General features: G+C 67.2%; 9 protein-coding genes. 6 read left to right on the top strand and 3 right to left on the bottom strand.

Going from position 1 to position 11,603, the window contains the following annotated elements; all coding sequences use genetic code 11:
- The first annotated feature begins 37 nt into the window (after positions 1 to 37).
- Positions 38 to 1,018 carry a hypothetical protein gene (locus FHS34_RS26260; protein ID WP_184969725.1) on the top strand — a complete coding sequence of 327 codons (981 nt, stop codon included), beginning with the start codon at positions 38 to 40 and terminating at the stop codon, positions 1,016 to 1,018.
- A gap of 81 nt (positions 1,019 to 1,099) precedes the next feature.
- Here FHS34_RS26260 and FHS34_RS26265 read toward each other — a convergent pair whose 3' ends face one another.
- Positions 1,100 to 1,552, bottom strand: coding sequence for an ATP-binding protein (locus tag FHS34_RS26265; RefSeq protein ID WP_184969727.1), 453 nt, complete (start codon positions 1,550 to 1,552; stop codon positions 1,100 to 1,102).
- A 217-nt stretch (positions 1,553 to 1,769) separates the two neighbouring features.
- Between FHS34_RS26265 and FHS34_RS26270 the strand changes: the two genes are divergently transcribed.
- Positions 1,770 to 2,648, top strand: coding sequence for a helix-turn-helix domain-containing protein (locus FHS34_RS26270; protein WP_184969729.1), 879 nt, complete (start codon positions 1,770 to 1,772; stop codon positions 2,646 to 2,648).
- Entirely contained in the window at positions 2,645 to 2,836 is a 192-nt protein-coding gene (locus FHS34_RS26275; protein ID WP_184969731.1) for a DUF397 domain-containing protein, read from the top strand. Before FHS34_RS26270 ends, FHS34_RS26275 begins: the two co-directional genes overlap by 4 nt.
- 46 nt (positions 2,837 to 2,882) lie before the next feature.
- On the opposite strand, the gene pglX is transcribed toward FHS34_RS26275, so the two are convergent.
- The gene (pglX, locus tag FHS34_RS26280) at positions 2,883 to 6,599 is read right to left on the bottom strand and encodes a BREX-2 system adenine-specific DNA-methyltransferase PglX (RefSeq protein ID WP_225817628.1); all 3,717 of its coding nucleotides are present in this window, start codon (positions 6,597 to 6,599) and stop codon (positions 2,883 to 2,885) included.
- Between the two features lie 156 nt (positions 6,600 to 6,755).
- Here pglX and FHS34_RS26285 point away from each other — a divergent pair, with 156 nt between their 5' ends.
- The 3 genes from FHS34_RS26285 to FHS34_RS26295 are packed head-to-tail and all read left to right on the top strand — an operon-like array spanning position 6,756 to position 10,116.
- Positions 6,756 to 7,286 (top strand): hypothetical protein, encoded by a 531-nt coding sequence (locus FHS34_RS26285; protein WP_184969735.1) that lies wholly within the window; start codon positions 6,756 to 6,758, stop codon positions 7,284 to 7,286.
- Positions 7,283 to 8,674, top strand: a complete 1,392-nt coding sequence (locus FHS34_RS26290; protein ID WP_184969737.1) for a KGGVGR-motif variant AAA ATPase — start codon at positions 7,283 to 7,285, stop codon at positions 8,672 to 8,674. Before FHS34_RS26285 ends, FHS34_RS26290 begins: the two co-directional genes overlap by 4 nt.
- Positions 8,671 to 10,116, top strand: a complete 1,446-nt coding sequence (locus FHS34_RS26295) for a hypothetical protein (protein ID WP_184969739.1) — start codon at positions 8,671 to 8,673, stop codon at positions 10,114 to 10,116. Before FHS34_RS26290 ends, FHS34_RS26295 begins: the two co-directional genes overlap by 4 nt.
- A gap of 36 nt (positions 10,117 to 10,152) precedes the next feature.
- Here FHS34_RS26295 and FHS34_RS26300 read toward each other — a convergent pair whose 3' ends face one another.
- Positions 10,153 to 11,568: a hypothetical protein gene (locus FHS34_RS26300; RefSeq protein WP_184969741.1), complete on the bottom strand. Its 1,416-nt coding sequence runs from the start codon at positions 11,566 to 11,568 to the stop codon at positions 10,153 to 10,155.
- Positions 11,569 to 11,603: the final 35 nt, after the last annotated feature.

Here is an 11,603-nt window from a genome sequence, read left to right on the forward strand (position 1 = left end):
CGCACTCGGTGCCCGCGCACCATTCGGAGGCTCAGCCATGCCGGCACATTCCACACCGTCGCATCTCTTCTTCCTCACCCAGCCCAAGGGCAACGGCGCTGTACTCTTCAGCGTCCAAGGGGCGCCCCGCGGACCGGAGCTCTCGAAGATCGGGACCTTCGACAACCGTGACGAGCCCCAACTGCTCGCTGCCGCTCTCAACGGGGCCCTCCAGGGAGGAGCAGGCGCGCTTTCGAAGGTTCACCAGTGCTCGGCCTCGCTGCCAGGTCCCCTCAGGAAGAGGATCACCGACCTTGTGGGGGAGATCGAAGAGATCTACGGTGACGCTCCGCGATCCCAGTCGGCTCGCAAGACTGCGCGGGCTGTCACGGAGACCCTGGAGCGGCCCAATGTGGCCCTGTTCTCCCTCTTCAGCACCACCGTTTGCGGAGACTGCTCGGCCTGCGGCTGTGCTGCGGACGAGGACTGCGCGAAGTGCGACGTCTGCGACTCGTCCCCCGATGGCCGTGGCTGCGTGAACTGCGGGACGGTCGGGGTGACGCCCAGGGCCGCATTCGTCCTTCACCACGTACTGAGAGACCTCGCGGACAGGACGTATTTCACCGTCCGGTCCAACTTCTGGGAACACAGCGTTCCGGACAGTGTGGAAACCCAGACGGACTGGTTCCTTCTCCACTGCGCTCGCGCGTACGACGACCTCGCGGCAGATCTGCTCAGCGGCCAGGTCCCGGAACCGCGCTGCCTGGCCGAGAGCGTGGCACTCGGCTTCGCCCTCTCCACCATCGGCGGACTCCATACCGAATCCGTCCGTGCGGACGAGTCGTACCGGGCCCTTCCCGCCTCCCGGTTCGACGACGACTGGGAGTTCCTCGCTGATGGGGTTGGGGTGTTCGACGTGGGCGACAGGGCGCGCGCGTTCCTGGCGTCGGACGTGATCGAGGATGACCTGTGGGACGAGTGGTTCACCCCCTACCCGGGCGTCGAGCGCCGTGATGAGACCCGCGGGTTCCGCAGCTGACGTCCGCTTCCGGACCCGGTTGTCACCAGGTCGGCGTCCAGCCTGCCCGGCTGGACGCTCCTCAAGGGGCACAGCTCGACATCACTGCCCGAGCTGTGCAGGGCGAGGCAGGACGCACTCGGCCCAGACCGTCTTGCCCGGTCCGAGGCGGTCGCGTACGCCCCAGTCGGCGGCGAGCGCGTCGACGAGGACCAGGCCACGGCCCCCGTCCTCGATCGAGCCGGGGGCCTTGCGTGTCGGCAGAGCGGGGTGGGTGTCGGTGACCTCGACGCGGACGATGCACCGGCTCTCGTCGTGGGACAGGGACAGGGCGAGGTCCCGTCCCGGTACGCGGCCGTGGAGGACCGCGTTCGCCACGAGTTCGGCGACGACGAGGACGACGGTGTCGTGGGTTTCGGTGCCGTGCGGATGGCCCCATTCGGTGAGCTGGTGCGCGGCGAGCAGCCGGGCGAGTCGCGCACCGCGCCGGGTGGCGGAGAAGCGTTGCGTGAATGTGCGGGCGGGCGTGGGGCTTTGGATGCGGGGGGCTTGCATGCGGCCCACCCTGTCGGGAGGCGAGGGCCCGTCGGCAGGTCCGGCACTGATACAGATCACGCTGTACTGGTTCACGCGCTGGACTGGGTCGGTCGCAGTACGTGACGATGACCGTGTCGGACGTGGCGCAGCGCGTTCGGCAGACGGTACGGGGTGGTGCTCGGGTCCGGCACGGATACGGCCCGGCAGCGCGAGGGCACAGGGGAAGGCGGCTGCGATGGTGACCGACAACGGCGTTGGTTCGGGTGGGAGTGCTGGACAGGTCGGGGGCAACGGAAGCTGCGAGCCGGAACTCTCGGACTGTCTGAAGACGTTCGGCGCGGTCCTCAAGGCCTTACGTGAAGAAGCCCGCCTGACACAGGAGCAGTTCGCGCCGCTGGTCCGGTACTCGGTCGCGTACGTCGCCAAGATCGAACAGGGCAAGCGGTTCCCGCCACGGGATCTGCTGGAGCGGTCGGAGGAGGTGTTGGGCGCGGTTGCGGGGCGGGTGCTGGGGGCGGCGGCACGGAGCCTGACGCGGAAGGCGGGGCTGGCGTCATGGTTCCGGCAGTGGGCGGGGATCGAGGAGGAGGCGATCTCGCTTTATGCGTATGAGTGCCGAGCGATTCCGGGGTTGTTGCAGCCTGAGCCGTACATCCGCGCGATCTTCGAGCGGCGGCTGCCACCGCTTTCCGAGGAACAGATCGAACGCCAGGTCACAGCACGACTGGAGCGGCAACAGCTCCTGACCGAGAGGCCGAATACGGCCTTCAGCTTCGTCATCGAACAAGCGCTGCTTGAGCGGCACATGGGTGGGCCGGAGGTTGCGCGACAACTGCTGGATCATCTACTGGAGCAAGGTGCTCGAAGGAACGTCGAGATCCAGGTGATGCCTCTGCGTCAGTACGATCACGCGGGGATCGACGGCTTGATGTACCTCGCAGAGACACCTCAACACGAGTGGGTGGGCTACTCCGAGGGCCAGCAGTCAAGCATTCTGATCACAGCACTGAAAGACGTCAGCGCTATGCTCCAGCGCTATGGCAAGCTGCGTTCGCAGGCCCTCGGCCGTGAAGCCACAGTAAGCCTGCTGGAGCAGATGCGAGGAGCACTATGAGTACCACTGAACTGGCCTGGTTCAAGAGCAGTTACAGCGGCAGCTCCGGCGACAACTGCGTCGAGGTCGCCGTGCGCACTGAGGCCGTGCTCGTCCGGGACTCGAAGGACACGCACAGGCAGGCGCTGGCCGTGTCCCGCGATGCCTGGTCGGCGTTCACGGCGCTGGCGGCCGGCTCGCGCCTCTGAACTTCCGATGGGGCAGCGTGCGTCGCTGCCCCACCAACCTCCATGGCTACTCGTCGTCCAGCGCGGGCTGCTTCGCCGCCGCCTTGCGGCCACGCGTTTTCCGCACCGGACGCCAGGCCTTCAGCTCTTCCAGGCCAACTTGGTGCTTGCGGAGCTGGTTCTCGTACTCGGCCTCCAGCTCGTCCGCCGGTACGTCACCCCACTCGTCGTCGTACTCGCCGTGCCACTGCTTGACCCACGGCATGACCTCGTGGAGGCCGGCGAGCAACGGAACGATCCGTTCGGAACTCCAACCGTCCCGAGTGGTGCGGGCGGCCAGCAGCTCGAAGAGTGCCTGCGCCTGGTCCTTGTGGTCCCAGCCGGCCCACCCGAGCATCAGCGTGGAGTCGCTGTCTGGCCCGGCCTCGGGGTACGAGATGAACCGCTCCTTGGGCACGTCGAGCTTGCCGCGGTTCGACCAGTAGGACGCGCGAACGAAGTCTGCGGACGTGTACTTGGGCGGTACGGGGATGTCGAGCCGCTGCCCCGTCCTGTCCTCCTCGCGCTGTTGCCGCCAGACCTCTTCCCACTGCGCGCGCTTCCGCAGGCCGGGGTCCTTGTAGCGCATCGCGGCGAGGTAGGGCACGTGCTCGTCGGCGATCACCTCGGTCAGTATCTGCGCGAGGGGCAGGTCGGGCTTGCCGAGGTGGTCGGAGGCGTAGAGCGCGGCGACGGCAGTGAAGTCCTCGTCCGTGCTGAGCTGGTCGGCAAGGTAGTTGACGGTCATCGGACGGGGCCGCTTGAGCCCGTCCCGGACCTCGTACCAGAGCTCCTGGTTCTCGCACCGGTCCAGCAACCAGTTCCGCAGCGCGGCCCGCTCCTTCTTCTCCCACGGCTCCGCGGCCCAGCGACGCTTGCACTCGGGGCGCTCGATGAGGGCGATGTCCTTGCGGGAGTTGATGATGTCGATGCGCGCCTGAACGATCTCGCGATACCAGTCGGGCCAATGGGCGGGAATCTCGGTGACGGGAGTGGAACCGTGTCGGGTGAACCAGGCCGTCTCCGCCTCGCCTGCGGCTACCTTTCGCGCAAGCACGATCTCGAAAGCGCGCTCTCCAAGCCGTACTTCGGGCAGGGCGGCGTAGCGATCGGGCGCAACGGTGCGGGCTACCTCCGACGGTGCAAGCAAGCCGTACTGACCGTAGACCTCCCAGTCCAGCTCCTCCTGCTTGGCGATCATCCTGTTCCGTGCGGCGACGTAGCCGGTACGCGCCTCACTCAATACATCCGGAGCGGGAAGGCTCCCTTCACTCACGGCAGAGGGCTCATGTTTTGCCATCTCCTGAGCGAGAAGGTCTAGCTCTCTCCCGAGCTCCAAGGGCAGCCGCTCCGGTAGAGGGAACTCCTGAAGCTTGGTTCCAGTGAACTCGTAACGCTCTTCCCAATCCTCATCCTGTAGACCGCGCCCGAGGCCACTGCCCCCCTTACCCTGACTCACCTGCTTAAGCCAAAAACAGGCAGTCGACGAGTTCAGCACCCCCAACAGCTCAAGGTGTTCCCCCTCACCAATATCACCAGGCAACCGAATGACAGGCGCAGTCCGGATGAACACCTCAGCGCCTCGGCGAAGCGCAAAGTGATTATGAGTCGACACAAAGGGGAAGCTGAGCAGCCACTTCGCCCAGTACCGCAATGGGGAGAAACTTGAATACTCATACCAAGTCAACCCCTGTTCTTCTTGCGTGCCAGAAAGAGCTTTACGCAGCTTCAGTAGGGTTCGATTTGGCCAGAGCTCCCGCAAAGTCGAGATGTCAGCTTCTGCCGAGCGCGAGGAATCCGAATACGGAAAGATCGATTCCGTCCCCTGGCCGAGGCCCCAGTCCCGAACATCTCCGCCACCGAGAATCGGACGCACTTTATCGGCCGACACCCCCTTGCGCCGCCCGAAGCCACGGCCGACCAAATAGGCGTCATCTTCCCTGGTGACAGCACAGAATCCGATATTTTCGACTCTGTCACCGAGCTTACACTTCCGCACGTTGTCCAAATGTTGCATCAAGGCGCCTGCTCCACCTCCACTCAACGACCACGGGAAGTCGCCAAGCTGCGCACGCTGCAGATCGTCAACGCTCACCCATTCCGAACCCTCGCCCGGCCGGCGAACTAGCTCGACAATGGATTGCCAGACCGCCCCCTGAGAGGCAACTTCCGGCTGCTGCGTCTCGCCTCGCAGCCCCAGAACCGCTCGCACGGAATTCCTCTCACTCGGCACTCGGTTACGCCCAACGAGGATTACCGTCGGAGTGCCATGCCCGGGAATATAGGCACCGGAGGTGTCAATCACATGCGACAGCTCGACGCGCTCCCAGAAGACGACCTCAATCAGCTTCTTGCCGAACTCACGCTTCATGAAGGAATTAGCGGTAATCTGCCCTACGAAGCCGCCGCCGCCCGCACTTCCCCCGGCCCCCTTGATCGCCAACTCGAAGAGCCGCTGCGCGAAGGGCACCGAAAGCGCGTACTGGCCGACGCTGGCGTCGTAACCCTTCTTGTAGTTCTCTTTCTCCTGCTTGTCCTTGACCGTAATATAAGGTGGATTCCCCACCACCACGTGATAAGACCCTCGTCCCAGCAGATCAACCCGCTTCGCGTATTCCCACACATCCTCCGTCGAGTACGCGAACGCGCCCTCCTCACGCCCGATCTGCACCTCCGCGAACAGCGTGTCCAGGTCGGTCTGGATACCCGCCGCGTCCCGCCCGTGCAGCAGCGAGTCCCCCACCGCCACGTTGATCGGGAACGGCGGCGCGTCCTTCAGCCGCCGCGCCCCCGCCGCCCGCATCGCGGCCACCAGCAACCGGAACCGCGCGATGCTCACCGCGTACGGGTTCTTGTCGCAGCCGTGCACGGACTCCAGTGAGCGGCGCACCAGCGTCCACACATCGGTCCCAGGCTCAGCCGCACGCCACTTGTCCAACAGGCGGTGGAAGATGCCCAGCAGGAAGTGGCCGGAGCCGCAGGCCGGGTCGATGGTGCGCAGGCCCCGCCGCTCCTCCCCGTCCGGGCCCTCCCACACCGGGTTCAGGCCGAACGCATCCGTGGAGACCGCCGGTTCGAGCGTGAGGTCGAGGATGAACTCCTCGACGAATTCCGGGGTCTGGAGCAGCGCGTACGTCTTGCGGGCGTGCTCGCTGAGGTCCTGGTACAGGTCGCCGAGGAAGCGGGTGTCCCACTCGGGGTCGGTAAAGTCGTAGCGGATGTCGCCCTCGGCGCCCCACCGCCGCCAGAAGGACAGCAGCTCGGTCGCCGCCTCGTAGCTGGGCTCGATGTCCCACAGCGGGTTGTGGGCCTTGTCGAAGAGACCCGCCGCCGTGTCGTTCGCCTTGCGCACAGCGTCGAACGCGGCGAACAGCCAGTCGCGGTTGTTCTCGGTCGGGTTCTCCCGGAAGTACGCCTCATGCCGGGCCTCAGCCTCCGCCAGTCGCTCCCCCGGACCGGCGATGAACGGCTCGTCGATGAGGCCGTTGTCCTCGCAGAAGCGGACGAAGACGCAGGCCAGCACCCAGGCTGCCGCGGACTGGGTGACCCGCTCGTCGCGCCAGGCGCCGTACGTCGCCGCGGTACGCCGGGCCTCGCGGGCGTGCCGGTACTCGGCCTCCAGGCGGTCGCGGATCTCGTCCACGGACTCCGTGCGCGCCCGCAGATCGTCCTCCAGGGCCGTGACCTGCCGCTTGAGGTCCTTGAGCAGGGCCGCCCGGTCCACACCAGCCTTGACGTCCGTCACGTTCCGCTTCCTTCTCGATGCACTGCGCGCGCTACGGTCCCCCATGGTCCCTCGCGCCAGAGCCCCAATCCTGCCAGGTGACGGAGCACGGACGGAGGCCACCCGGCATGCCGAAACCGCGCCATTTCCCGTGATCACGGCGTTAAAGTGATCGTCGTGACGGCTCCTACGACTCCGGGTGTGCCGCCGCCGGCGTTCAGGGCGGCGAGCAGACACCACTACGACACCGCGCAGCTGGCCGCCGGAAACCGGTTACGGATATCCGCCGACCACCTCGCGGGGCTGGCCGCCGAGTGCGCCATCAAGGCCATTCTGCTCGACTACCTCGGCTCCGCCCTGACCAACAAGGGACGGCCCTTCCACCCGGAGCTGAAGGAAGAGGCGCGGGAACGGATGGAGCGGGAGGGGCTCAACAACCTCCCGCAGCAGGACTACATGCACGGCCACCTGCCCTGGCTGTGGGGCCAGTTGTGCGCCATCGCCGGGCGGCGACGGGGCCGCGAAGCGGGTCCCCTGTTCACCCAGCTCATCGCCTCCAACCCGTTCCATGGATGGGCCGTCGAGGGACGGTACTGCGACGAGATGTCCATCACCGACGCCGACCTCGCCCGTCATCTGCAAGCCGCATACGACCTCATCGCCGCTCACGAGCAGGCCCGCACGCTAGGAACCGGCACCCTCGCATGACCGCTGAACCCACTCGCTTCGACGAGGCCTGGCAGACCGCCCTCGACCACGCGGCTGAAGCGGCCAAGGGCGGCCGGGACGTCGTGGTCGCACGCGACCTGCTGGGCCGGGCGTCCCTCCTCATCGACGATCGCGCTGACCGTCTTCCCGCAGACGCGGACGAACTGACGGCGCTGAGGGACGACTTCGCGGCGGCGACCCGTCCCTTCACCGGCCTCGACCCGGTACAGACCGCCAGTGTCCTCTTCGCGCCGGAGTTGTTCTTCGACGTGCCGGAGCTGACCGAGGTCACGCCGCGAAAGGACGGTGTCGGCAGGGTCGCCGTCCTCGAACGCACCGTCGTCGGCACGGACTGGCTGCAGGACACCGGAGCGAGCGGCGGCGACGCCGACGACCAGACTGCCGAGCCCCGGCAGGAGCGCCGGGTCGCGCTGTACGGCTTCAAGGGCGGCGTCGGCCGGTCCACCGCCACCACCGTGCTGGCCCGGCATCTGGCGGACCGGGGCCGCTGCGTACTCGTCGTCGACCTCGACCTGGAGTCCCCCGGCGTCTCCAACCTGCTCGCCGACCCGGCGGGCATGCCCCGGCACGGCATCGTCGACCACCTCGTGGAGTCGGCCGTCGGCAACGCCGAGGGTCTGGAGCTCGTCACCCGGACCTCGGTCCTCCCCTACAGTGGCAACGGCGAGGTGTGGCTGGCTCCCGCCGGAGGACAGCCTCTGGAGAACGAGCCGTACGACTACCTCGCCAAGCTGAACCGCATCTACAGCGACCTTCCCGCCCCCGCGCCGGGCGGCACCCCGCGCCCGTTCGCCGTACGGCTGGAGGACGCCATCGCCGCCTGCGAGGACCAGGTCACCGAACTGTCGCGCAAGCCCGACGTCGTGCTGCTCGACAGCCGCGCCGGCATTCACGACATCGCGGCGGTCGTCCTGACCCGGCTCAGCGGGCTCGCCCTGCTCTTCGCCGTGGACAACCCCTCCACTTGGGAGGGCTACCGCATGCTGCTGTCCGAATGGCAGCGACGCCCCGACCGCGCCCGCAAACTGCGCGAGCGTATCCGGATCGTGGCCGCGATGTTCCACTCCGCCGGGGACATAGGGCGGTTGAGCACGCTGCGCAAGCACGCGCACGAGATGTTCACGAAGACGCTGTACAACCTGCCGGACGACGGAGACGACGCCGAGCCCTTCCTCGCTCCGGACTGGCAGGAGGACGACAGGCCGTACGCCCCGATCCCGATCCTGTTCGGCAACGACCTGGTGGGGCTCGACCCGCTGCGCAGCCGGGCATGGCCGGAACTGCCGTTCGTGGAAGCCGCGTACCGGACGTTCGTGACCTCCGTCGAGCGTCTTCTGCCGCCCCCGCACCACGAGGAGACGGCATGAGCGAGCCGACCGTCCACGACTACCGGGCGCTGCTGACCCAGGCGCTCGGGACACCGACCGACGCCGACACCGAGGCGCCGGAATTCCACACCCTGTTCACGCCCTCGTCGCACCGCCTCGCCCTGGACCCGGACGTCACCGTCGTGCGGGGATTCCGCGGCACCGGCAAGACCTACTGGGCCAAGGCGCTCACCGATCCGGAACTGCGCGGGATCGCCGCCGACGCCTACATGATGCCGCGGCTGCGCCGTACCGAGGTACGGACGGGATTCGGGACGGACCGGAGCAACGACCCGGCGTTCCCCGACACGCGCACCCTCCGCGGTCTCGTCGACGCGGGCGTCCGCCCCGACGAACTGTGGCCCGCCGTCGTACTGAACGTCCTCGACACCCCCGAGGTGCGGCAACTCCCCAACTGGACCGAGCGCGTCCGCTGGACCCGGGAGAACTTCGAGGCCTACGGCCACGCACTGCAACGGGCCGACGGGGATTCACGCCAGAAGAAGGAGACCCTGGTCCTGCTCTTCGACGGGCTGGAGCATCTGCACCCGGACCGTCGGCAGGCAGACCTCCTGCTGTCAGGGCTCTTCCAGACGGCGCTGGAGTTGCGGCTCACCACCGGGACCCTGCGCGCCAAGATCTTCGTCCGCCCCGACATGTACGACAGCGCACCCAAGATGTTCGCGGACGCCTCCAAGCTCGGCGCCAACGCGACCAACCTCAGCTGGAGCCGCGAGAACCTCTACGGGCTACTCTTCCACAAACTGGGCAACCACGACGGGCCGGAAGCGAAGAAGTTCCGCGAGGCGACCGGGGACTGGCGTGCAGAGGGCGACGGGCGGTATCTGCCCCCGGTGGCCCTTCTCGCCGACCAAGAGCGGCAGGAGGAGGTCTTCGTCACCCTGGCGGGCCCCTTCATGGGCAAGGACCGCCGCAAGGGCCACACCTACACCTGGGTGCCGAACCACCTGCAGGACGGTAAAGGCCAGGTGAGCCCACGTACCTGGCTCTCCACGCTGGGCAAGGCGGCACGGCTCACGAGCGAGCGCTACGCCGGCCACCACGTGCCCCTGCACTACGACGCCATCTTCGAGAGCCTCAGCACCGCCTCGTCCGTTCGCGTGGCCGAGCTGAAGGACGACCTAGGGTGGGCCGCACTCGCCCTCGAACAACTCGAGGGCACGCAGGTCCCGATGGAGGCCTCCCAGATGCACCACGCATGGCGTGTGGGATCGCTCGCTTCAAAGGTGCGCGCGCTGCTGGAAAACGAGAAGGGCGGCAGCGGACCGCGCGACCTCGACAACCCCCTCGCGCTGCTCGAAGAGCTCAAGGACCTCGGCGTCGTGACCAAGCGCGGCTCGGACACCATCGACCTGCCGGACATCTACCGCCTCGCCTTCGACATCAGCCGCCGGGGCGGCGTACCCCGGATGCCTGTGTGAGCAGAGCCGTAACCCCATCCGGGGAGCGCCCTTCACTCAGCGTGCCTGTCGGCGCTGCGCGTTCCGCGCTGCCTGCGGGGGCTCCTCCCCGCTCAGCGTGGCGAGCACGAGGTTGCGCTGCCCGCGGAAGCTACGGATGACCTGCTGGCGGACAAGGTCGGTACTCGTGCCGGTGGTACCGATCTGGCCCGTCTCGACCAGGCGCGTGAACAGCGTGTTGTCCAGGTAGGTCGGGACGTTCTTGTAGCCGAACCGGACGGCGCCACCCCGCCCGTCCTTCAAACGGGCGTCGTCGCGCAACGATTCGAACTGCCGGCGGGAGAAGTACATGCCATGGATCATTTCTGTCGTGTGCGGCAGCACGGAACGCGGATGACAGAGCTTGATCCAGCTCGGGCTGGGGTCCAGCCGCTGCTCGTCGCTCAGACCGGCGTGCATCTCCGCGTACCGGTCCAGGCTCCTCATCCGCAGCAGCTCCTTGGTGAGGTTCTTCCGGTCGCTGTTCGGGTAGTAGAAGCCGCCCCGCTCGGCGTCGAGCTTCTTGTACTGCACGAGGACGAGGCTGTGCCGCGTGACGTTGTAGAAGATGATGTCGCAGCCGAGGGCGTGCTCGGCCGCGATGCGGTTGGCGTTCGCGACCAGCAGCGTGCGACCGTGTTCGCGGAACTTGCGCCAGGCCACGTGGTTGGTCTCCTCGCTGAGCCACCCGTGCATCGTACGGGTGTCGTGCATGACGAGGTGGTCCTCGAGGGCGGGCTGACCACTCAACAAGTCGGACCTGGCCGGAGGGTCCTGGGGACGCTGCTCCGGTGGGTCGAGGAGTTCGTCAGGATTGCGGGCTGCGCCCACCATGTCGAGGAACAGCGGGGGCACCGTGTCGTCGTACAGCTCCTCGGCGGGCGGGTCCCACTCCGCCAGCTGTGGGGCCTGCATCCCGGCCATGCGTGTGACGCCCAGTGTCGCGTCACGCTGCAGGGCCACTTCCTGTGCCGCCCGCGAGTCGCCGAAGTCCCAGGAGTCAATGGCTCCCTCGATCAGCTGGACCGCTTCCGTGAGCTCTGGCCGGAGCCCCAGCAGCAGGGCGCGTATCGCTTCGCCCGTCCCCTTGCTCTGGTGACCCTCCTCGACCAGATGACGCCGCTGGGCTGCGGTCAGTCCGTCGAGCAGCTCGGCGAGCGGGAGCGGCCTGCGCAGTCGGCGCACATGAGTGACGCGCAGCTGCTGATCCTGGTCCTTGGCCCCACGTCGGCGGACGGACTTCCCCACGCGGGTGACCTCGAAGCGCCCGTATGCGTCCAAGGATGCGATCAAGAGCAGGTGACGGCCCTTGGACCACAGGTCACGCCCGCGCGTGAACGACCACTCCCAGTCGTGCCGTCGCGATTGATGCAGTTTTTCAAGGAACTCCAGATACTCGTCCTCGTTTTCACGGCACTTGATGATCGCCACCATGACCGTATTCTTGCCGGTCCCTCTGACAAGCGGGC

The sequence above is a fragment of the Streptomyces echinatus genome, from assembly GCF_014203595.1.
Lineage (GTDB): Bacteria > Actinomycetota > Actinomycetes > Streptomycetales > Streptomycetaceae > Streptomyces > Streptomyces echinatus.

Coding starts and splice junctions, on each gene's coding strand:
- FHS34_RS26260 (WP_184969725.1), top strand. CDS start 38: ATGCCGGCACATTCCACACCGTCGCATCTCTTCTTCCTCACCCAGCCC.
- FHS34_RS26265 (WP_184969727.1), bottom strand. CDS start 1,552: ATGCAAGCCCCCCGCATCCAAAGCCCCACGCCCGCCCGCACATTCACG.
- FHS34_RS26270 (WP_184969729.1), top strand. CDS start 1,770: ATGGTGACCGACAACGGCGTTGGTTCGGGTGGGAGTGCTGGACAGGTC.
- FHS34_RS26275 (WP_184969731.1), top strand. CDS start 2,645: ATGAGTACCACTGAACTGGCCTGGTTCAAGAGCAGTTACAGCGGCAGC.
- FHS34_RS26290 (WP_184969737.1), top strand. CDS start 7,283: ATGACCGCTGAACCCACTCGCTTCGACGAGGCCTGGCAGACCGCCCTC.
- FHS34_RS26295 (WP_184969739.1), top strand. CDS start 8,671: ATGAGCGAGCCGACCGTCCACGACTACCGGGCGCTGCTGACCCAGGCG.
- FHS34_RS26300 (WP_184969741.1), bottom strand. CDS start 11,568: ATGGTGGCGATCATCAAGTGCCGTGAAAACGAGGACGAGTATCTGGAG.